We start from the raw sequence: 22,436 nt of genomic DNA, 5'->3' as shown, positions 1-22,436 counted from the left end.
CCCGGGCCAGCAGGTGCACACGACCGCGGCCGCACCACCGCACACCTTCCCGACACTTCTCGACGGGTGAAGAACATGCAGAACGAGCAGAACCGGCAGGACCAGCAGCACCAGCAGAGCGGGAACGAACAGAAGCTGCTGGACTACCTCAAGCGCGTGACGGCGGACCTCAAGCAGACCCGCCGCCGCCTGCACGAGGTGGAGGCGCAGGACCAGGAGCCCATCGCGATCGTCGCCACGAGCTGCCGCTACCCCGGCGGCGTCGACAGCCCCGAAGCCCTGTGGCGGCTGGTCGACAGCGATTCCGACGCGGTCACCGGATTCCCCGGCAACCGCGGCTGGGACCTGGAGGGGCTCTACGACCCCGACCCGGGCGTCCCCGGCAAGTGCTACACCCGCGAGGGCGGCTTCCTCCACGACGCCGGCCGCTTCGACCCGGCCCTCTTCGGCATGTCCCCCCGCGAGGCCCTGGCCACCGACCCCCAGCAGCGGCTCCTCCTCGAAGTCGCCTGGGAGGCCTTCGAACGGGCCGGCATCGCCCCCACCTCCGTCCGGGGCTCGCGCACCGGCGTGTACGTCGGCCTCGCCTACCAGGGGTACGCGGGCAGCGGCGACACCCGCGAGGAACTGGAGGGCTTTCTGCTCACCGGCACCGCCCCCAGCGTCGCCTCCGGCCGCCTCTCCTACACCTTCGGGCTGGAAGGCCCCTCGCTGACCGTCGACACGGCCTGCTCCTCCTCCCTCGTCGCCCTCCACCTGGCCGTCCAGGCCCTGCGCCGGGGCGAATGCACCATGGCGCTGGCCGGCGGGGCCGCCGTGATGGCCGCCACCGGCATGTTCACCGAGTTCAGCCGCCAGCAGGGCCTGTCCGCCGACGGCCGCTGCAAGTCCTTCGCCGCCGGAGCCGACGGCACCGGCTGGGGCGAGGGCGTCGGGATGCTGCTCGTCGAGAAGCTCTCGGACGCCGTGCGCAACGGGCACCCCGTCCTCGCCGTCGTCCGGGGCTCCGCCGTCAACCAGGACGGCGCCTCCAACGGCCTCACCGCCCCCAACGGCCCCGCCCAGCAGCGGGTCATCGAACAGGCCCTGGCCGGTGCCGGGCTCGCCGCGTCCGACGTGGACGTGGTCGAGGCGCACGGCACCGGCACCACCCTCGGCGACCCCATCGAGGCCCAGGCCCTCCTCGCCACCTACGGGCAGGGCCGCCCCGAGGACCGGCCGCTGTGGCTGGGCTCCCTCAAGTCCAACATCGGCCACACCCAGGCCGCGGCGGGTGTGGGCGGGATCATCAAGATGGTCGAGGCGATGCGCCACGGCGTCCTGCCCCGGACCCTGCACGCCGAGGAACCCTCCCCGCACGTCGACTGGGCCTCCGGCGCCGTCCGCCTCCTCACCGAGCCCGTGACCTGGACGGCGGACGGCCGGCTGCGCCGGGCCGCCGTCTCCTCCTTCGGGGTGAGCGGCACCAACGCACACACCATCATCGAAGAGGCCCCGCCCCTGCCCGAGCCGGAGCGGGAGCCGGAACCCGTACCCGCCGCCGGTCCGCTGCCGGTGGCCTGGACCCTCTCGGGCCGCGACACCACGGCCCTGCGCGAACAGGCCGAACGCCTCCTGCGGCACGTCCTCGGCCTCGGCGAGGTCAGCCCCGTGGACGTGGCGCACTCCCTGGCCACCTCCCGGGCCGTCCTGGAGCACCGCGCCACCGTGGTCGCCGCCGACCTGCCCGGGCTCGTCGCCGGAGTCACCGCCCTCGCCGCCGCCGAGCCCGCCCCGCAGCTCGTCGAGGGCGTGGCCGGACGGGACGCGGCCACCGCGTTCCTCTTCTCGGGCCAGGGCAGCCAGCGCCTGGGCATGGGCCGTGAACTGTACGAGTCCCAGCCTCGGTTCGCCTCGGCCTTCGACGCGGTGTGTGCCGCCCTCGACCCGCACCTCGAACGCCCCCTGAAGGAGGTGGTGTTCGGGCAGGACCCCGACCTGCTGGAGCGCACCGAGTACACCCAGCCGGCCCTGTTCGCGATCGAAGTGGCCCTGTTCCGGCTGCTGGAGGCCTGGGGGGTGCGCCCCGACCACCTTGCCGGGCACTCCGTCGGCGAGTACGCCGCCGCCCACGCGGCGGGCGTGCTGTCGCTGGCCGACGCGGCGAAGCTGGTGGCCCTGCGCGGCCGGCTGATGCAGGCGCTCCCGGGCGGCGGGGCGATGGTCGCCGTCGAGGCCTCCGAGACGGAGGTACGGGAACTGCTCGCCGGCCTGGCGGACCGGGCCGGCGTCGCCGCCGTCAACGGGCCGCGCTCCGTGGTCGTCTCGGGCGCCGCCGACGCCGTGGCCCAGGTCGTGGACCGGCTCGCCGCCGAAGGCCGCAGGACCAAGGCCCTCGCCGTCTCCCACGCCTTCCACTCGCCCCTGATGGACCCGATGCTCGACGCCTTCCGGGCCGCCGTCGCATCCGTCACCTTCGCGCCGCCGCGGCTGCCGGTGGTCTCCACCCTCACCGGAGGCCCCGTCACCGCCGAGGAGTTCTGCTCCCCGGAACACTGGGTCCGCCACGTCCGCGAAGCGGTCCGTTTCGCCGACGCCGTCGCCTCCCTCGCCGCCGAAGGAGTCGCCGCCTTCCTGGAGGTGGGCCCCGGCGGGGTCCTCACCGCCCAGGCCCGGCACGTGCTCGGCGACGGGCCCGTCCTCGTCCCGCTGCTGCGGACCGACCGTCCCGAGCACCTGGCCGTCACCACCGCCCTCGCCCGCCTCCACGTCCAGGGCACCCCCGTCGACTGGGCCGCCGTCCACGCCGGCCGCGGCGCCCGCCGCATCGGCCTGCCCACGTACGCCTTCCAGCGCCAGGACTACTGGCTGCTGCCCGCCGCCCCCGCCGGCCGCCGGTCCCCGATCGAGGACGGGCAGTACGAGACCACCTGGAAGCCGCTGGCCGCCCCCGCCACCGGCCCCGCCGACGGCCACTGGCTCCTGCTGGCCCCCGCCGACGGCGCCGGCCCCGCCGCCACGGACCTCACCGGCGCGCTCCGCGAGGCGCTCACCGCCCGCGGGGCCCGCACCACCACCCTCACCGTGGACCCCGCCGAGGACCGCTCCGCCCTCGCCGCCCGGCTGCGGCAGGCCACGGCCGGCGCCGCACCCCGTACCGTCGTCTCCCTGCTGGCCCTCGACGGGCGCCCCGCCGCCGGACTGGCCGCCCTCACCGGCGGCGACGCCGCCACCCTCACCGCGCTCCAGGCCCTCGGCGACGCCGCAGTCGAAGCCCCCCTGTGGTGCGCCACCCGGGGAGCCGTCACGACCGGACCCCAGGACCGGCCGACCGCCCCCGCCCAGGCCCGGATCTGGGGCCTCGGCCGGGTCGCCGCACTGGAACACGGCGACCGCTGGGGCGGCCTCGTCGACCTGCCGGAGGACTGCGACACCACCGCCCTGGACCGGCTGATCGGCCTCCTCACCGCCGACGGCCCCGAGGACCAGCTGGCCGTCCGCCCGGACGGGGTGTTCGCCCGCCGCCTCACCCGCACGCCCGACGCCGAAGCCCGGCGTGCCGCCGCGTGGCGGCCCCGCGGCACGGCCCTGATCACCGGCGGGACCGGCGCCCTCGGCGGGCACGTCGCCCGGCTCCTCGCCGCCCGCGGCGCCGAACACCTCGTCCTGGCCGGCCGCCGCGGCCCCGCCGCCGAGGGCGCCGCCGAACTGACCGCCGAACTGGAGGCACTGGGTGCCCGGGTGACCGTCGCCGCCTGCGACGTCGCCGACCGGGACGCCCTCGCCCGGCTCCTCGGCGAACTCACCGCCCCGGACGTCGCACACCCCCTCACCGCCGTCGTCCACACCGCCGGGATCGACACGCCCGGACTTCTGGCCGACACCGGCCCGGCCGCCTTCGACACCGTCCTCGCCGCGAAGGCCGCGGGCGCCGTCCACCTCGACGCCCTGCTGCGGGAACTCCCGGACGGGCACCCCCTCGACGCGTTCGTGCTGTTCTCCTCCATCGCCGGGGTCTGGGGAGCGGGCGGCCAGGCCGCCTACAGCGCCGCCAACGCCCACCTCGACGCCCTCGCCGCCGCCCGCCGAGCCGACGGCCTGCCCGCCACCGCCCTCGCCTGGGGCCCCTGGGCCGGCTCCGGCATGGCCGCCACCCCCGAGATCGCCGAGAGCCTGCGCAAGCGCGGCCTGGAACCCCTGCCCGCCGAGGAGGCCCTCACCGCCCTGGAGCGGGCCGTCGGCCGCGGAGCCACGGCCGTGACCGTCGCCGACGTCGACTGGGCCCGCTTCGCCCCGACCTTCACCATCGGCCGCCCCAGCCCCCTCCTCGCCGACCTGCCCGAGGTCCGCGAAGCCTCCGGCGGCCGCCCCACGGGCGCCGGCGCGGCCGAGGACACCGCCCGGGCCCTGCGCCGCACCCTCGCCCAGGCCGACCCCGCCGACCGGGACCGCACCCTCGTGGAACTCGTCCGGCGCGAAGCCGCCGCCGTACTCGGCCATGGCGGCCCCGAGGCCGTCGAACCCGGACGGGCCTTCCGCGACCTGGGCTTCGACTCCCTCACGGCCGTCGAACTGCGCGGCCGCCTGGTCCGCGCCACCGGCCTGGACCTGCCCACCACCCTCGTCTTCGACCACCCCTGCGCCCTCGACCTCGCCGGCCGGCTCCTCGCCGAACTCCTCGGCGCCGACGAGCCGCAGAAGCCGTCCGCGGCCGCCGCCCCCCGGGCCGGCGCCGACGAGGAACCCATCGCCATCGTCGCCATGAGCTGCCGCTACCCCGGCGGCGTCCGCTCGCCCGAAGAACTGTGGCGGCTCGTCGCGGAGGGCACCGACGCCATGTCCGTCTTCCCCGACGACCGCGGCTGGGACCTCGACTCCCTCTACCACCCCGACCCCGACCACCCCGGCACCACCTACGCCCGGGCCGGCGGCTTCCTCTACGACCTGGCCGACTTCGACGCCGCCTTCTTCGGCATCTCGCCCCGCGAGGCCACCGCCATGGACCCGCAGCAGCGGCTCCTCCTGGAAACCTCCTGGGAGGCCTTCGAACGGGCGGGACTGGACCCGGCCACCGTCCGCGGGAGCCGCACCGGGGTGTTCGTCGGCTCCGGCTACCAGGACTACATCCGGCGCGGACTCGCCGTCCCCGAAGGCGTCGAGGGCTACCTCGGCACCGGCAACGCCGCCAGCGTGGCCTCCGGACGCATCGCCTACACCCTCGGCCTCGAAGGCCCCGCCGTGACCGTGGACACCGCCTGCTCCTCCTCCCTCGTCGCCCTGCACCTGGCGGCCCGCTCGCTGCGCCAGGGCGAATGCGAACTGGCCCTCGCCGGAGGGGTCACCGTGATGTCCAGCTCCGGCGCCTTCGTCGAGTTCAGCCGCCAGCGCGCCCTCTCCGCCGACGGCCGCTGCAAGGCCTACTCCGCCGACGCCGACGGCACCGGCTGGGGCGAGGGCGTCGGCATGCTCCTGGTGGAGCGGCTCTCCGACGCCCGCCGCAACGGCCACCCCGTCCTCGCCGTGGTCCGCGGCTCCGCCGTCAACCAGGACGGCGCCTCCAACGGGCTCACCGCCCCCAGCGGACGGGCCCAGCAACTCGTGATCCGCCAGGCCCTCGCCGACGCCCGCCTGACCGCGGCCGACGTCGACGCCGTCGAGGGCCACGGCACCGGAACCCGCCTCGGCGACCCCATCGAGGCCTCCGCCCTGCTCGCCACCTACGGACAGGAACGCGACCCCGGCCGGCCGCTGTGGCTGGGCTCCCTCAAGTCCAACATCGGCCACACCCAGGCGGCCGCCGGAGCCGGCGGCATCATCAAGATGGTGCAGGCCCTGCGGCACGGCCTGCTCCCCAGGACCCTGCACGCCGACGAACCCACCCCGCACGTCGACTGGACCGCCGGCGACGTCCGGCTGCTCACCGTCCCCGTCGCCTGGGAGCCCGACGCCGACGGCCGGCCCCGCCGGGCCGGCGTGTCCTCCTTCGGCATGAGCGGCACCAACGCCCACGTCATCCTCGAGGAAGCCCCGCAGCCCGACCCCGACCCCGAACCCGCCCCCGGGACCGGCGCGGACGGGGCCCCCGCCCTGCGGCCCCTGTCCCCGCGGGTCACCGCACTGCCCCTGGCCGCCCGCACCGGGCCGGCCCTGGAGGAACAGGCGGCCCGTATCGCCGCCCTCCTGCGCGAGGACCCCGGCCCCGACCCCCGCGCGACCGGCCACGCCCTCGCCACCACCCGCACCCCCTTCGCCGAACGCGCCGTCGTCGTCGGCGAGGACCACGGGGAACTGACCGCCGCCCTCGACGCGCTCGCCTCCGGCGCCTCCCACACCGGCGCCGTCCGCGGCACCGCGGCCGCCCCCGCCCAGCCCGTGTTCGTCTTCCCCGGCCAGGGCTCCCAGTGGGCCGGCATGGCCGTCGCCCTCCTCGACACCTCCGAGGTCTTCCGCGACCGGATCGCCGCCTGCGGCCGCGCCCTGGCCCCCCACGTCACCTGGGACCTCGAAGGCGTCCTGCGCGCGGCCGAGGACGCACCGCCGCTGGAGACCCCCGACGTGGTGCAGCCCGTGCTCTGGGCCGTGATGGTCTCCCTCGCCGAACTCTGGCGCTCCTGCGGGGTCCGCCCCGCCGCCGTCGTCGGCCACTCGCAGGGCGAGATCGCCGCCGCCGTCGTCGCCGGAGCCCTCACCCTGGAGGACGGCGCCCGCCTCGTCGCCCGCCGCAGCGCCCTGCTCCTACGCCTGTCCGGCCGGGGCGGCATGGTCTCCCTCCCGCTGCCCGAGACCGAGGCCGCCGACCGCATCGCCCCCTGGGACGGCCGCCTCGCCGTGGCCGCCGTCAACGGCCCCCGCACCGTGGTCGTCGCGGGCGACCACGAGGCCCTCGACCAGCTCCTCGAAGCCTGCGCCGCCGACGGCGTACGCGCCAAGCGGGTCCGGGTGGACATCGCCTCGCACAGCGCCCAGGTCGAAGCCGTACGCGAGGAACTCGCCGCGGAACTCGCCGCGCTGACCCCCGCCGCGCCCCTGGTCCCGTTCCACTCCACGGTCACCGGCGAACCCCTCGACACCGCACCCGACGCCGCCTACTGGTACGCCAACCTGCGCCGCACCGTCCGCTTCGAACAGGCCACCAGGCGGCTGCTCGCCGCCGGACACCGGGTGTTCATCGAGGTCAGCCCGCACCCCGTCCTCGTCTACGGGCTCCAGGACACCGTCGACGACACCCCCACGGAGACCCCCGCCGCCGTCCTGTCGACCCTCACCCGGACCGAAGGGGGCGAGCGCGGCTTCCTCACCTCCCTCGGGGAGGCCCACGCCCACGGCGTCCCCGTGGACTGGACGGCCGTCCTCGGCGACGGCACACCCCGCCCCGGACCGGCCGTGGCCCTGCCCACCTACCCCTTCCAGCGGCAGCGCCACTGGCTCGACGCCCCCGACACCGCCACCGCCCCGGCCCCCTCGGGCGCGGCCGACGCCGACGCCGGGTTCTGGGAGGCCGTGACCCGCGAGGACCTCACCACCCTCACCCGGGAACTCGGCATCGACGAGGACGCCAGCCTGCGCACCGCCCTCCCGGCCCTCGGCGCCTGGCACCGCGGCCGCCACGAGGAGGCCGCCACCGAGGCCTGGCGCTACCGCATCGCCTGGAAGCCGGTGGCCGACCCGGCCGCGCCCGCGGGCCCCGCCGGCACCTGGCTCGCCGTCGTCCCCCGCGACCTGCCCGGGGACCCCGCCGTGGACCTGGCACTGGACTCCCTCGCCGCCCACGGCGCCGAGATCGTCCGCCTGGACGTGGCGGGCGACGCCGACCGGGACTCCCTCGCGGACGCGCTGCGCGCCGCCGGCCGCACGGCCGGCGGCGTCCTGTCCCTGCTCGCCCTGGACGAACGGGACCACCCGGAGCACCCCGCCGTCCCCCTCGGCCTGGCCACCACCCTGCTCCTCGTCCAGGCACTCGGCGACGCCGGCCTGGACGCCCCCCTGTGGTGCCTGACCCGGGGCGCGGTCTCCACCGGCCCCGCCGACCCCGTCCGCTCCGTCCGCCAGGCATCCGTGGCCGCCCTGGGCCGGGTCGCCGCCCTCGAACACCCCGGCCGCTGGGGCGGCCACGTCGACCTGCCCGACGGGGCGCGGGCCACCGACGGCCGCACCGGCCGCAGGCTGGTGGCCGCCCTCACCGCGACCGGCGGCGAGGACCAGCTCGCCCTGCGCGCCGACGGGCTCCTCGCCCGCCGGATGCTCCGTGCCACCGCCGCCGGGGCACCGGACGGGCCCGGCTGGCGGCCCCGCGGCACCGTCCTGGTCACCGGCGGCACCGGGCACATCGGGAGCCACGTCGCCCGCTGGCTCGCCGGCGCCGGAGCCGCCCACCTGGTACTCGCCGGCCGCCGCGGCCCCGACGCCGAAGGCGCCGCCGAACTGGCCGCCGAACTCCGGGCCCTGGGCGCCGGAGTGACCCTGGCCGCCTGCGACCTGGCCGACCGCGCGGACGTGGCCCGGCTGCTGGACTCCCTCGACGCCCTGCCCCCGCTGAGCGCCGTCGTCCACGCCGCCGGCACCGGAACCCCCGCGATGCTCGCCGACACCACCGTCGCCGACCTCGCCGTGCTCCTCGGGGCGAAGGCCGCCGGCGCCGCCCACCTGGACGAGCTCCTCGCCGACCGGGAACTCGACGCCTTCGTCCTGTTCTCCTCCGGCGCCGCCGCCTGGGGCAGCGGCGCCCAGGCAGGGTACGCGGCCGCCAACGCCCTCGTGGACGCCCTCGCCGAGGACCGCCGCGCCCGCGGCCTCACCGCCACCTCCGTGGCCTGGGGCGCCTGGGGCGGCGGAGGCATGGTCGACCGGGACGCCGAGGAACGGCTGCGGCTGCGCGGCCTCGACCCCATGGACCCCGCCCTCGGGGTGCTGGCCCTGCGCCGGGCGGTGGAACGCGGCGAGACCACCGCGGTCGTCGCCCGGCTGGACTGGACCCGGTTCGTCCCCGGCTTCACCGCCGCCCGACCCAGCCCCCTCATCGCCGACCTGCCCGAGGTCCGCCGCCTGACCGCCGCCGAGGAGGACGGCACGGACACCCCGGCCGACGCCGGACCGCCCCTGCCGCGCCGACTCGCCGCACTCGGCGGCGCCGACCCGGCCCCGGCCGTCCTGGAGTTCGTCCGCGCCGAAGCGGCCGCCGTGCTCGGCCACCCGTCCGCCGACGCGGTGGGGGAGCGGCAGGTCTTCCTCGAACTCGGCTTCGACTCGCTCACCGCCGTCCAGCTCGCCCAGCGGCTCGGCCGGGCCACCGGCGTGAAACTCCCCGGCACCCTCGTCTTCGACCACACCACCCCCGCCGCCCTCACCGCCCACCTCCTGGAACTGCCCGCCCTGCGCCCCGGCGCCGCACCCGCCGCGCCGGCCGCCGACACCGCCGGGGAGGACCTGCTCGTCGCCCTCTACCGGCGGGCGGGCGAGACCGGCCGCCTCACCGAAGGCATCGGGATGCTCACCGCCGCCGCCCGGCTGCGCCCCGTCTTCGACGCCGCCGACGCCCTCGGCCACCGGCCCGTACCGGTCCGCCTGGCCCACGGCGACGAAGGCCCCCACCTGGTCTGCTTCGGCCCGTACATGGCCCCCTCCGGAGTCCACCAGTACGCCCGCTTCGCGGCGGCGTTCGGCGGCCGGCGCAGCATCTGGGGACTGCCCGAGCCCGGCTTCGCCCCGGGCGAGGCCCTGCCCCGCGACCTCGACGCCCTCCTGGAGGTCCACGTCGGGGCCGTCACCGCCTGCGCGGGCGACGACCCCGTGGTCCTCGTCGGCTACTCCTCGGGCGGCTGGGTCGCCCACGCCGTCGCCTGCCGGCTGGAGCGGCTGGGCCGGCCCGTCGAAGGCATCGTGATGCTCGACTGCTTCACCCGCACCCAGGGCATGGGCGACCGGTTCCAGGCCGCCGTGGTCCGCGAGCAGTCCGACCGCTTCGGGTTCATCTCCGCACCCGGCACCCAGCTCACCGCCATGGGCGGCTACCTCGCCCTCTTCCAGGACTGGAACGCCCCCGAGGCCGCCGCCCCCACCCTCGTCGTCCGCGCCGCCGACCCGATGGCCGACGGCCCCGCCGCGGGCAGCGCCGACGAGCGCCCGCCGGCCCCCGAACACGCCCGGACCGTCACCGAAGTCCCCGGCAACCACTACACGCTGATGGAACGCCACGCCGAGTCGACGGCCACCGCCGTCGACGAGTGGATCCTCAAGCTGCCGTGACCCCCGTCCCGCTCCCCGTTCGAAAGGACCGACCCGTACCGTGAACACCCCGACCACCACCGACAGCAGCCTGTGGATACGCCGCTTCCAGCCGAGGCCGGACAGCTCCGTCCGCCTGGTCTGCCTGCCCCACGCGGGCGGCTCCGCCAGCTTCTACCTGCCCGTCGCCCGCGCCATGCCGGACTTCGCCGACGTCCTGTGCGTCCAGTACCCCGGCCGCCAGGACCGGCGCGCCGAACCCCTCGTCGACAGCGTCGAGGAGCTCGCCGACCAGGTCTTCACCGCCCTGCTGCCCTGGGCGGACCGGCCCCTGGCCTTCTTCGGCCACAGCATGGGGGCCTCCGTCGCCTACGAGGTCGCCCGCCGCTTCGAACGGGAGGAGGGCGTCGTGGCGGCCGCGCTGTTCGCCTCCGGCCGGCGGGCCCCCTCCGCGTACCGCCACGAGACCGTGCACCTGCGCGACGACGACGGGCTGATCGAGGAGATGAAGGCGCTCAGCGGGACCGACAGCCGGCTGCTCGGCGACGAGGAGGTGCTGCGGATGGTCCTGCCGGCCATCCGCGCCGACTACCGCGCCGCCGAGACCTACGCCCCCGGGCCGGGGGAGCGGCTGCGCTGCCCCGTGACGGCCATGGTCGGCACCGAGGACCCCAAGGTGACCCTGGCCGAGGCCGCCGCCTGGGCCGAGCACACCGAAGGACCCTTCGAGCTGAAGGTGTTCTCCCCGGGCCACTTCTACCTGGTCCGCGACCAGGCCGAGGTCATCGGGGCCATGGCGGACCGGCTCCGCACGGCCCCCGCCGCATGACGACCCCTCACCCGGCGGGCCTGCGCTGCCCGTTCTCGAAGTAGGCGGCCAGCACCGGATCGAGCGGCGGGACCCTGCGCGGGGTCCCGCCGTCCCGCAGCGACTGCGTGGCCCCGCACCCGGCGGCCACCGCCATCCGGGCGGCGACGGGGGAGGTGTCCGTGCGCCCGCCCTCGCGGACGAAGCGCAGGAACTCGTCGACCAGCAGCGGGTCCGCCCCGCCGTGCCCGCCCTCCGCCGGGGCGGCGGGGACGGGGTGGCGGGCGTCCGGCTCGGCCCGGTAGGAGGACCGCCGGGCGTTCCAGACCCGGACCTCGCCGCCCGGGCCGTCCCCGAAGTTCTCCAGCCGGCCGGCGTCCCCGATGACGGTGTAGTTGCGCCAGTAGTCGGGGGTGAAGTGGCACTGCTGGTAGGCGGCGAGGACCCCGTTGCCCAGGCGCAGGTTCATCAGCGACACGTCCTCGACGTCGATCACCGGGTTGAGGTCCCGCTGGCTGCCCGGCGGCCAGTGCCCGTCCTCGGTGTACCAGTCGGCCGACTTGGGCTCGCCCGGCGCCCGGCGGTGCGGGATCCCGCCGTAGACCATCAGATCGCCCAGGGCCTGCACGTCCTCGGTGTAGGAGCCGGCCAGCCAGTGCAGCACGTCCAGGTCGTGCGCGGCCTTCTGCAGCAGCAGCCCGTGCGTGAAGCGGCGTTCGGCGTGCCAGTCCTTGAAGTACCAGTCGCCGCCGTAGCCCACGAAATGCCGGATCCACACCGTCTTCACGGTGCCGACCGCGCCCCGCCCGATCAGCTCCCGCATCAGCCGGACCACCGGCATGTGCCGCATGTTGTGCCCGACGTACAGCCGGGTACCCGTCTCGTACGCCGTACGCAGCACCTCGTCGCACCGCTCCACGCTGATGTCCAGCGGCTTCTCCACGAAGACCGGCCGGCCCGCAGGGCGCGGACCGTCAGCCCGGCGTGGGTGTGGTCGGGGGTGAGGACCAGGACGGCGTCGATGCCGGGCCCCCCGATCACCTCCGCCGGATCCGCGAGGACCCGAGCGCCGGGGAACGCCCGGGCGGCCGCGGCGCGGGCCCGCGGGTCGGGGTCGGCGACCGCGGCCACCACCGCGCCCCGGCCCGGGCGGTGGGCCGTCCGGGCCAGGGCCCCGCGCAGGCCGTATCCGAGGACCCCGATCCTGATGTCCGGCACGGCCGCCCCCCTCTGCTCCAGGAGGCAGGTCTACCACTCCGGGCGCCCCCGGCGACAGGGCGCCCGCCGGGGACCGCTCAGCGGTCGGAGCCGCGCTGGATCTCGAAGTGGTCGATCCGCTGCCCGGTCTCGGCCAGCGCGCTCACCTTCAGCTTCGGGGAGCGTCCCGTCTCCACCTCGACCGCGAGGAAGGAGTAGTCGGTGTACCGCACCCGCGACCACTCCACCGTCTCCGCCCCCTTCGTCGCGCCCTTGTTCCAGCGGTAGGTGTCCACGCTGTCGCGGTCGGCGACGTGTCCCTCGTAGGAGTCGGGCACCGGGAAGCTGTACAGGGAGCGTCCGGCCGCGCCGGCCGTCACGTACACGATGCCGTCGCGCGTCGGGTCCGTGCGCTCCCCGATCGGCACCTTGCGCCCGACCTTGTTCCCCTTGATGGCGTCGGTCCGCTCGTACACGTGGTTGTGGCCGTTGACGACCAGGTCCACCTGGTGCTTCTCGAACAGCGGCACCCACACGTCGCGCACCCCGCCGTCGGAGGCGTGCGAGCTCGTCGTGGAGAAGGCGCAGTGGTGGAAGAAGACCACGATGAAGTCCACGTCGCGGTGGTGCCGCAGCTCGCCCAGGCGCCGGTCGAGCCAGGCGGTCTGCCGGCCGCCGCTGATGCCGAAGTTGGCGGGGATCTCGTACGAGACGTCGTTCGCGTCGAGCGCGACGACGGCGACGTTGCCGTGGACGAACGAGTACACGCCCGGCTGGTTCACCGGGTCGGGGCCGTTGTCCGGCAGCGACCAGCGGGCCTTCTGGCCGCCGTAGCCCTGCGGCGAGTACCAGGCCTCCATGTCGTGGTTGCCGGTGGTCACCATCCACGGCACCGTCTTGGCGACCGTCTCGGTCTGCGCGAGGAACTGGTCCCAGGCGCGGGCGTCGTAGGTGTCGCCGGTGCCGCCCGAGCCGGAGGAGTCGGCGTAGCAGATGTCACCCGCGTGCAGGTGGAAGGCCGGGTTCTGGGCGAGCAGCACCGCGTCGTTGCCCAGCGCGTGGTAACTGACGCCCTGGTCGCCGAAGGCGGTGAAGGTGAAGCCCTCGGGGCGGGCGGGAGCCGTGGTGAAGGTGCCCAGCGTGCCCAGGTTGCGGTGGTCGGCCGGGTCGAAGCCGTCGTGGCCCACCCCGTAGTAGTAGGTCTGGCCCGGCCGCAGCCGGTCCAGGGCCGCGTGCAGGTAGAACTGCTCCGCCGCGGCGATCTTCCCGCCGTTCAGGACCGGGGTGGTCAGGTGCCGCACCTCGGCGTCGATCCTCCCGCTCAGCGCCCAGGGGCTGGTCCCCACCCGCAGGTAGGGCTTGCGCACGGCGAACGGCACCTGCCAGGAGACCCGCATCTGCGTCTTCGGGTCGGCCCCGTACTGCAGGTGCCGGCCGAACGGCGCGGCCAGCGAGCCGTCGACCCCGCGCCGCTCCCCGGAGGAGAGCAGGGCCGGGGCCGCGGCGTACGCGGGCGAGGCCGCGCCCGCGCCCAGGCCCAGCCCCGCGACGGCCGCGGTCACGGCGCCGGCGCGCAGCGCGCCGCGCCGGGTGAACCGCGCACGCAGGTACTCGTGCTGCTCGGCCATGCTCATGCGGGCGGCGAGCTTCTGGGGGATTCCGAAATCGGGTACGTCCAGTGCCATGGGGGCGAACTTCCTCTCCCGAGGCGACGGGCAACGGACCACCGGGTGAACGGCGGTGAGACGGACCCCCATGAGAGTCCACGGAATTCCCCATCCCGTGTAATGGCGCGTGACGGGTCCGGGCAGGTCACCGTCACGGGCCCGCCGGAGCCGGCCTGCGTCCCTCAGCGGGCGGTGACCGAGTACGCGGCGAGCGCGCGGTTGCCCCGTGGCCTGGCGACGGCCCGCAGCACGTCGGCCTGGCTCAGCACGAGTTGCCGCACCGGCTCGGCGAGCGCGGCCAGTCGCTCCTGGGACGCGGCGAGTTCGAGGCAGGCGGCGACCTCCCAGTCGCCGTCCTGGAGCTCCGAAGTGTCGACCGGTGCGCAGGCGTCGGCCGTCCAGCCCGTCCCGGGCAGCAGCCCCAGCAGCGTCTCACGGGAGAAGGGCGTGCGGACGTTGCCCTCGCCGTGCGAGCCCGCGGCCTCGGCCTGGCCCTGGACCAGCACCGCCAGCAGGTGCGCCAGCCGGCCGCCGGTCCCGGGCGTCAGGTCCCACTCGGTGAAGCAGAGCCGCCGCGCCCACGGACGCACCCGGGCCAGGGTGTCGCCCAGCTGTCCGAGCGAGGCGAAGTACCAGGAACAGTGCGCAAGCACCACGTGGTCGAAGGCGCCGTCGGGGAAGACGGCCGACGGGTCGAGGACGTCGGTGCCGAAGCGGAACTCGATGCGCGGCCCGAGCCGCCCCGCGGCCAGCCGGGCGGCGGATTCCCCGAGGGTGACCGGCGCCCCGTAGGAGGAATCGGCCACGTCGACGGCCACCACCCGGCCGTCGGGTCCGACCGCCTCCGCCAGCACGGCGGTCATGTCGCCCTGCCCGCAGCCCAGTTCGAGGACCCGCGAGCCCGGGGTGATGTCCCAGCCCGCCACGAGCGAGGCCCGGTGGCGGGTCTGGGCCAGCTGGACGTCGGGGCTGTGGTCGGAGGCGGCCATGCCGGCCGCGATCGAGGGGGCCAGGGCGGGGAGGTCGGTGGGGTTCACAAAGTCCTTGGGCGCTGTTCGACGGGTGGATGCGGGCCGATGCTACGAGACGTGCGCGCGGGCCGCCTCCGCATTTCCGCCGGGCGCTGTCCGGGCGGGCTGCGACAATCGGCGGCATGAGCGAGCGGCACGCCGAAGAGGGCGCGGGGGAGAGCGGGTACCTGCTGGACAACCGGCAGACGGAGGCGGGGGCGCGCTTCGCCGCGCTGGCCGAGCTCTTCGACCCGGTGACCTTCCGGCACGTGGACCGGCTCGGCATCGGCGCCGGGATGCGCTGCTGGGAGGTGGGCGCCGGCGGGCCCTCGGTGCCCCTGGGCCTGGCCGCCCGGGTCGGACCCGGCGGCGCCGTGGTCGCCACGGACATCGACGTGTCCTGGACCGGCGGCCTCGCCGGCCACGGGGTGCGGGTGCTCCGGCACGACGTCGCCGCCGACGAACCCCCGGGCGGCGACGGCCGCTTCGACCTGGTGCACGCCCGGCTGGTCCTCGTCCACGTCACCCGGCGGGCCGAAGCCGTACGCCGGATGGTGCGGGCCCTGCGGCCCGGCGGCTGGCTGCTGCTGGAGGACGCCGACCCGGCGCTCCAGCCGCTGCTCTGCCCGGAGGAGACCGGCCCCGAACAGCGCCTGGCGAACCGGCTGCGCGCCGGGTTCCGCACGCTGATGGCCGGGCGCGGCGCGGACCTCTCCTTCGGCCGCACCCTGCCGCGGGTGCTGCGCGAGGCCGGCCTGGCGGAGGTCGGCGCGGACGCCTACTTCCCGATCACCTCGCCGGCCTGCGCGGCGCTGGAGGCGGCGACCGTACGCCAGATCCGGGCCCGCCTGGTGGCCGCGGGCCTGGCCACGGACGCCGAGATCGACGCCCACCTCACCCATGTGGCCGAGGGCCGCCTCGACCTGGCCACCGCCCCGCTGATCTCGGCGTGGGGCCGTCGGCCGGCCTAGTGGACGACGTCGAAGACCTGCTTTTGCAGGCCGTTGGCGTAGGCCTCGTGCTCGACCAGCTTGAGCTTCTGGGCGTCCTTGTCCGTGGCGCTGAAGAGCCGCTTGCCCGCGCCGAGCAGGAGCGGGAAGACCAGCAGGTGGTAGCGGTCGATCAGGCCCGCGTCCGAAAGGGCCCGGTTGAGCGTTGCGCTGCCGTGGACGATGATCGGGCCGCCCTCGGTCTCCTTGAGCGCGGCGACCTCGTCGAGCGAGCGCAGGATGGTCGTCTCGCCCCAGTTCGTCACCAGGTCCTCCTCGGTGAGGGTGGTGGAGACGACGTACTTCGGCATCACCTTGTAGTCGGCGAAGTCGGCCATGTCCGGCCACACGGGGCTGAACGCCTCGTAGCTGGTCCGGCCCAGCAGCATCGCGGTGGCCTCCTTCTGCTCCGCGCCCTTGATGGCGAAGGCCTCCGGCAGGAACTCGACGTCCTTGAAGGTCCATCCGGCGTTGCGGTAGCCGGGCTCGCCGCCCGGGGCCTCGACGACGCCGTCGAGGGAGATGAAAGCGGTGCTGATCAGGGTGCGCATCTGTGGTCCTCGGTGTCTCGTGCGACGGTGGTCGACCGGTGGTCAACCGGATCCGGCGGGTGCGCCGCCGTCCGCCTCGCGGCGGCCGGGGCGCACCAGCCATGATCTATGACCGCCGGACACGGAAGAACTCATCGGCCGGCGCTCGACGGGCCGAAGAACTCGATCTCCGCGATGGCGACCTGCTTGTCGGCGGAGGCCGCGTGCGCGGACATCGACGGTGAAGCGGACCTTCGTGGCCTCGCCGACGCGGAACGGGCGCCACTGGCCGCCCGGCCGGCCCGGGCGCGGGCCCGGTTCCGCGAAGACGTACGGGGCGGTCACCGCGCGTCCGGACGGCGGGCGGGGTCCTGGCGTGAGGCGGGGTCCTGGCAGGAGGCGCGGGACGCCCGGGCGGCCGCCACCTGGCGGGGCCGGTGCGAACGCTCCTCGGGCAGCGCCGGAGCGCCGTCCGGGCCGCCCACCCGGACGGGGGCGCCCTCGGTGACCGGCGGCCCCGCGTCGTACTCCGGGAAGGCCGGGAACGGCGCCGTCACCACCAGGTCGAGGGAGGGCTTCAGCTCCCCGCCGAGCGCCGACCAGATCTCGGCGAGCGACCGCGACTCCGCCTGGCCGCCGGCCACCGTCAGCGGCACGGAGAGCCCCAGCGCCCGCAGGGAGAGCGGCAGTTCGTCCGGAGCGAGCAGCTCCCGGGGCAGCAGCGTCGCGAGCACCGCGGACAGCAGCCGGTGCTCGTCCTGCGGGGTCTTCGTCCACGCCGTCACCAGGTACGACAGCCGGAACCAGCGCGGCGGCCGGCGCCGCCGCACGACCACGTCGCGCCCGTCGCGCACCGCCACGTGGCCGCGCTGGCGCAGAGTCACGTCCTCCCGGATGTCGTACAGATAGGCGTTGACCACGGGCGCGTTGCGGCGCGCCGCCCAGTCACGGGTCGGCGCCTCCAACGACACCTCGACGCCCGAACCCGCCAACGCCCCGCCGCCGAGGAGGCGCTTGAGTGTCTCGTCCACCTCGTGGATCACGCCTGCACCCTCCCGGTCCGCCCGTCCCGCGCCGTCGGTCCTCGATCGTCCCCCGGAGGGCCGCCCGGGCCGCAGGGGCCGCGGGGGACGGCTGCGGGGCACCGCCCGCTGCCCCGGCGCACCCCGAGGGCCGCCCGAGGCTGCCCGGAAGGTCAGATGTAGCCTTCCCGAAGGGCAAAGGCCACCGCGTGGGCGCGATTGCGCAGGTGGAGCCGTGTGGTGAGCCCGTGCATCACGTTCTTGACGGTCCGTTCGGAGTAGGAGAGCTTGCCCGCGATCTCACCGGTGTCGAGGCCCTCGGAGACCAGCCGCAGGACGTCCACCTCGCGTGCCGTCAGCCCGAGGGCCGGCGCACCGGTCCGGCCCGCCGCGCCCCGGTGCAGCGTGCCCGCCTGGTGGATCAGCCGGCCGAGCAGATCGGCGGGCAGGTCCCCGTCGCCCCGGGAAGCGGCCAGCACCGCCCGCACCAGCCGCTCGGCGGTCGCCTCGCGGCGCCAGACGATCGCGGCGACCCCGCACTCCACCACGTACAGCAGCTCGCTCTCGCGCATCGCGCCCACCACGAGCACCGCTCGCGCCCCCTCGCTGCGCACGATCCGGCCCAGCCGGGTCAGGACCGCCGTGTCCAGGGCGTCCTCCACGAGCAGGGCCACCGTGTCCGGCCCGGACTCCTCGCGCAGGTCGATCTCCGGGTGTCTGCGCAGCAGGCCGACGGCGCCCTCACGGCTGACCGGGTCCGGGGCGGACACCGCCACGGGGACGCGCCGGTCCGGGGGACCGGGGGTGCGGCCCGGGGCGGGAGAGTACGAGGGCGTGGTCCGGGATGTGCTGATCAACCGTTTCCCCTGTTCAAAGACCCGCGGCGGAGCGCGGGCCGGTGTCGGATGAGCTCCTTCAACCCTTCTGCGGGCCCCGCGCGGACCGCAATCGTGGAGCACCACGGCCCACACCACGAGACCACCTCGAACGCCACCACGAGACCGGCCGTCCCCGCGCGCGTCACCGCAGGTCACAGCGGGGCGCGGCGGCCGACGGACCGGGCTGGGGCCGGCCAGTGAGGTACGCCACTTCGCACCACCACGACACGGATCGCGCCATTCACCTGGCGGGAAACACCACGCCCACCCCTGGAGGCACCGATGACCGGACCGCTCCGCGAACGCACCGCGGCCCGCGCGCTGATCGCGGCCGAGACGGAGCGGGCCCGCTCCGGCTCAGGCCGCCTGGTGCTGCTCCAGGGGGCCACCGGCACCGGCCGGACCGCCGTGCTGGAGGCGGCCGTCCGCGACGCCGAGGAGCGGGGGATGCGGGTGCTGTGGGCACGGTGTTCCCCGGAGGACACCGGGGCCCCCTACGCCACGGTCCTGCAACTGCTCTGCACCGCACCGGACTTCACCGTCCCCCCGCCCGACGGTGACGACCGGGGCGGCGCCGACCGGCTCTGGCGGCTGCTGCGCGCCCGCGCGGCCGAGGGGCCCCTCCTGGTCGCGGTGGACGACGTCCACCTGGCCGACGCCCCGTCACGCCGCTGGCTGCGGGAGGCGGCCCGCCGCATCGACCGATTACCCGTGCTCCTGGTCGTGAGCGAACGCAGCCAGTACGACATCGACCCCCGCTACGAGGGGCTCGCGCGGTCCCTGCCCCCGTCCCTCGTCCGCACCCACACCGTCGACCCGCTCGGCGACGCCTCGGCCGCGGAACTCGTCCGCGCCGCCCGGCCGCAGGCCGGGCCCGCCCGGACCGCCGAACTGGTCCGCGCGGGAGCCGGCAGCCCGCTCCTCATGGACGCCCTGCTCCACGACCTCGGCGACGGCCCGCTGCCGGACAGCTGCGCCGCGCTGTACCCCGGGAACTACCCGGCGGCCGTCGCCTGGTGGCTGGAGAGCGCGGGCCCCGCGACGACCGAGGTGGCCCGCTGCCTCGCCACCCTGGAACAGGCCTGGCCGCCCCACCCCCCGGAACCCCACCCCGGCACCCCCGGCCCTCCCGCCGTCGCCGGTCCCCTGGAACAGACGGGCGCCTCCGACGTCCAGAGCGGGCCCGGCACCCCCGCCGTCCTGGGCCTCCCCGCCGCTCCAGCCGATCCGGGCATGGGCGGCGGTCCCGGGGGGCCGGGTGATCCGGGCGCGCTCGGTGCCCTGGCCGGGCCCGGGGTTCGGGGCGCCCCTGGTGCCCCGCCGGGGGCCGGTGTCTTCGGCGGGCCCGGCGATCCGGGCATGGGCGGCGGTCCCGGGGGGTCGGGTGGGGCGGACCTGGTCGCCGTGCTGGGGGAGGCGGCCGGGGCCGACCCGGCGCGGGTGGCGGGATGGCTCGCGGCCATGACCCGTATCGGGCTCCTGCGCCACGACCCCGCCGGCCTGCCCCGCTACGCCCACCCGCTGCTGCGGGACGCCGTGCTGACCGGCTGGCCGACCGTACGGCGGCAGGCCGTGCACCGGGCGGCCGCGCAGGAGATGCTGCGCCGCGGCGCCCCCGCCGAAGCGGTCGCCGCCCACCTGCTGCGCACACCGGGCGTCGGCCTGCCCTGGGCGCTGCGCGTCCTGCGGGACGCGGCGACGGTCGCCGTCCACGACGCCCGCCCCGCCCACGCCGCCGGCTACCTGCGCCGCGCCCTGGACGAGCCCCTCTCCGACGACCGGCGCCAGCGGCTGCTGACCGAGCTCGGCTCCCTGGAATACGCCTCGGCGGGCGGCGCGGTGGCGATCGCCCGCCTGGCGGAGGCCCAGCACCTGCCGGCCGCACCCCCCGACCGGGTCCGCGCGGCCGTCGCCCTCGGCACCGCCCTCGTCGGCCGTGGCGAGGTGACCACCGCCCTGGCGGTGCTGCGGCGCACCGAGGGCAGCCTGGACGGACACCCGGGCCTGACCCGCACCGTGCAGACCGCCACCGCCCTGCTCGCCGACGCCGACCTCCTGACCCGGCAGGAGACCTACCGCAGGCTCTCCGAGAGCGGGCAGCACGCGCCGGAACTGGTCGGCACCGCCAGCCGGGCCCTGCTGGTGCGCTACGAGTCCACGGCCGGACTGATCTCCGCCCGCGAGGCCATGACCCGGGTACGGGCCCTGCTCGCCCAGCCCTCCGACCCGCTGGCCGAACCGTTCCTGCTGGGGACGGCGGCGGCGGTCGCCGAATGGGCCGGCGAACTCGACGAGGCGGAACGGCTCGTGGACCGCGGGCTGGCCGGCCGCCACCCCGCCCTGCTCCACCCGATGGAGGACGCGCTGCTCAACACCCGCGCCGACATCGCCGCCGCCCGCGGGGACGTCGCCCGGCTGATCGCCGTGCGCGCGGACGGCGCGGTGGTCGCCGCCCGCGCCCACAGCGGTCCGTCCAACCGGGACGCCCACGTGCTGATGACCCTCGTCCACGCGGGCCGCGCCGACGAGGCCGCCCGCCTGGCCGAGGCCTTCGACCTCAGCCGGGCCCCGGACTCCTGGCAGCTCAACCGCTTCCTCTACGCGCGCGGAGTGCAGCGCCTCGCCGCCGGCGACCCCGCGGGCGCGCTCCACGACTTCCTCGAGTGCGGCCGGCGCCAGACCGCCCGGGAGGTGCTCAGCCCGGTCGTCACCCCCTGGCGGACCGCGGTGGCCCAGTGCCGCCTCGCACTCGGCGCCCGCCAGGAGGCCCTCGCCCTGGCCGGCGAGGAGCTGCGGCTGGCCCGGGTGTGGAACACCCCGCGCACGGTCGGCCGCGCCCTGCGCGTCCTCGCCGCCGCCACTGGGGGCCGGCACGGGCTGGAACTCGCCGAGGAGGCGGTCGAGACGCTCCGGGCGGCCCCCGCCGACGCCGGCATGGAACTGGTCGAGGCCCTCCTCGCCCAGGGCGGCCGGCTCCTCGCCGCGGGCGACCGGGCACGCGCCCGCGACCGGCTGCGCGAGGCCGCGGACCTGGCCGAACGCCAGGGCGGCCGACGGCTGCTGGCCCTGGCCGAACAGGCCTTGCGCGAGGGCGGAGCCCGCGTCCCGGCGACGGCCCGCACCGGCTCCGGGGCCCTGACCCACAGCGAGCGCCGCATCGCGGATCTGGCGGCGTCCGGTCTGACCAACACCGAGATCGCCGACCTCCTGCACGTGGCCCGCCGCACCGTCGAAACCCACCTGACGAGCACCTACCGCAAACTCGCCGTACGACGCAGGTCGGAACTGCCCGCCGCTCTCGACGGATGAGGCCCCCGGGCGACCGGCCGCGGCCGGGCCGAAGACAATGGCGGGGCAGGGGAACCGAGTTCGAGTCGACCACTGGGGGACGGATGCACATCGGGGTCTATCTCGCCCATCCGCGGCGGGGGAGCTTCAACCACGCGCTGTTCGACGCCGTGGTGGAGGAACTGCGCCTGTGCGGAGCCGAGGTGTCGGCGTACGACCTGTACGCCGAGGGGTTCGCCCCGCTGCTGTCGGCCGACGAGACGGAGACGGTCGCGGAGGCCGCGAGCCCCCGCGACGCGCAGCTGGCGCTGCACCGGGAGCAGGTGGCGACGCTCGACGCCCTGGTCTTCGTCCACCCGAACTGGTGGGGCATGCCGCCCGCCGTCCTGACGGGCTGGGTGCAGCGGGTCCTCGTGCCGGGCGTGGCCTACAAGCTGGGGACCGCGCAGGGGGAGCCCGCCGGGCTCCTCACGGCGGGCAAGGCCCTGGTGCTGAACACCTCCGACACCCCCGCCGAGCGGGAGGAGGGCGAGTTCGGCGACCCGCTGGAGCGCATCTGGTCGGCGTGCGTCCTGCCGTACGTCGGGATCCGGGACGTGCGCCGGGTGGTCTTCCGCACGGTGGGCGACTCCACCGCCGAGGAGCGGGCCGCCTGGCTGGACCGGGCCCGCCGGGAGGCGGCCGCGCTCCTGGCTCCCGCGGGCCCTGACCACGTGAGGTAACTCACCTTCGCGTTTGCTGTCGTGAAGGCCGGGCAGGGGGGTCGCTGGAGCGGAACCTTGCCCTCCGGACATACGGGCCGGAGCGGGGCGCACGCGGGCCGATCCCGTCCCGCTCCACGGCGCCG

10 protein-coding genes and 1 pseudogene are annotated in these 22,436 nt (G+C 76.3%); 5 read left to right on the top strand and 6 right to left on the bottom strand.

The window, feature by feature from the left end; translation table 11 throughout:
- Positions 1-66: 66 nt before the first annotated feature.
- Both ACFY0O_RS20170 and ACFY0O_RS20165 read left to right on the top strand, forming a co-directional pair.
- A complete protein-coding gene (locus ACFY0O_RS20170) occupies positions 67-10,221 on the top strand; it encodes a type I polyketide synthase (protein WP_388948155.1) in 10,155 nt (3,384 codons plus the stop codon).
- Between the two features lie 40 nt (positions 10,222-10,261).
- Positions 10,262-11,029, top strand: a complete 768-nt coding sequence (locus ACFY0O_RS20165; protein WP_388948154.1) for a thioesterase II family protein — start codon at positions 10,262-10,264, stop codon at positions 11,027-11,029.
- Positions 11,030-11,036: 7 nt separating this feature from the next.
- On the opposite strand, the pseudogene ACFY0O_RS20160 reads toward ACFY0O_RS20165, so the two are convergent.
- The 3 genes and pseudogenes from ACFY0O_RS20160 to ACFY0O_RS20150 form a co-directional block, all read right to left on the bottom strand.
- A pseudogene (locus tag ACFY0O_RS20160) lies at positions 11,037-12,226 on the bottom strand (Gfo/Idh/MocA family protein).
- Between the two features lie 77 nt (positions 12,227-12,303).
- Positions 12,304-13,884, bottom strand: coding sequence for a purple acid phosphatase family protein (locus tag ACFY0O_RS20155; RefSeq protein ID WP_388948235.1), 1,581 nt, complete (start codon positions 13,882-13,884; stop codon positions 12,304-12,306).
- Positions 13,885-14,054: 170 nt separating this feature from the next.
- The gene (locus ACFY0O_RS20150; RefSeq protein WP_388948152.1) at positions 14,055-14,909 is read right to left on the bottom strand and encodes a methyltransferase domain-containing protein; all 855 of its coding nucleotides are present in this window, start codon (positions 14,907-14,909) and stop codon (positions 14,055-14,057) included.
- Between the two features lie 116 nt (positions 14,910-15,025).
- Between ACFY0O_RS20150 and ACFY0O_RS20145 the strand changes: the two genes are divergently transcribed.
- The gene (locus ACFY0O_RS20145) at positions 15,026-15,853 is read left to right on the top strand and encodes a methyltransferase domain-containing protein (protein WP_388948150.1); all 828 of its coding nucleotides are present in this window, start codon (positions 15,026-15,028) and stop codon (positions 15,851-15,853) included.
- Here the strand turns inward: ACFY0O_RS20145 and ACFY0O_RS20140 are convergent.
- The 3 genes from ACFY0O_RS20140 to ACFY0O_RS20130 form a co-directional block, all read right to left on the bottom strand.
- A complete protein-coding gene (locus tag ACFY0O_RS20140) occupies positions 15,850-16,422 on the bottom strand; it encodes a dihydrofolate reductase family protein (protein ID WP_388948149.1) in 573 nt (190 codons plus the stop codon). The genes ACFY0O_RS20145 and ACFY0O_RS20140 overlap by 4 nt on opposite strands.
- A 320-nt stretch (positions 16,423-16,742) precedes the next feature.
- The gene (locus ACFY0O_RS20135) at positions 16,743-17,444 is read right to left on the bottom strand and encodes a DUF4255 domain-containing protein (protein ID WP_388948147.1); all 702 of its coding nucleotides are present in this window, start codon (positions 17,442-17,444) and stop codon (positions 16,743-16,745) included.
- Positions 17,445-17,596: 152 nt separating this feature from the next.
- Positions 17,597-18,280 (bottom strand): LuxR C-terminal-related transcriptional regulator, encoded by a 684-nt coding sequence (locus ACFY0O_RS20130; protein ID WP_388948145.1) that lies wholly within the window; start codon positions 18,278-18,280, stop codon positions 17,597-17,599.
- 303 nt (positions 18,281-18,583) lie between these two features.
- Here ACFY0O_RS20130 and ACFY0O_RS20125 point away from each other — a divergent pair, with 303 nt between their 5' ends.
- On the top strand, positions 18,584-21,610 hold the full coding sequence (locus ACFY0O_RS20125) for an AAA family ATPase (protein ID WP_388948144.1): 3,027 nt from the start codon (positions 18,584-18,586) through the stop codon (positions 21,608-21,610).
- 83 nt (positions 21,611-21,693) lie between these two features.
- Entirely contained in the window at positions 21,694-22,311 is a 618-nt protein-coding gene (locus ACFY0O_RS20120; protein WP_388948142.1) for an NAD(P)H-dependent oxidoreductase, read from the top strand.
- The last annotated feature ends 125 nt before the right edge of the window (positions 22,312-22,436 follow it).

It is taken from the genome of Streptomyces sp. NPDC001594, assembly GCF_042893675.1.
Taxonomy (GTDB): domain Bacteria; phylum Actinomycetota; class Actinomycetes; order Streptomycetales; family Streptomycetaceae; genus Streptomyces.
This window is presented reverse-complemented; position numbering and strand designations above follow the sequence as displayed.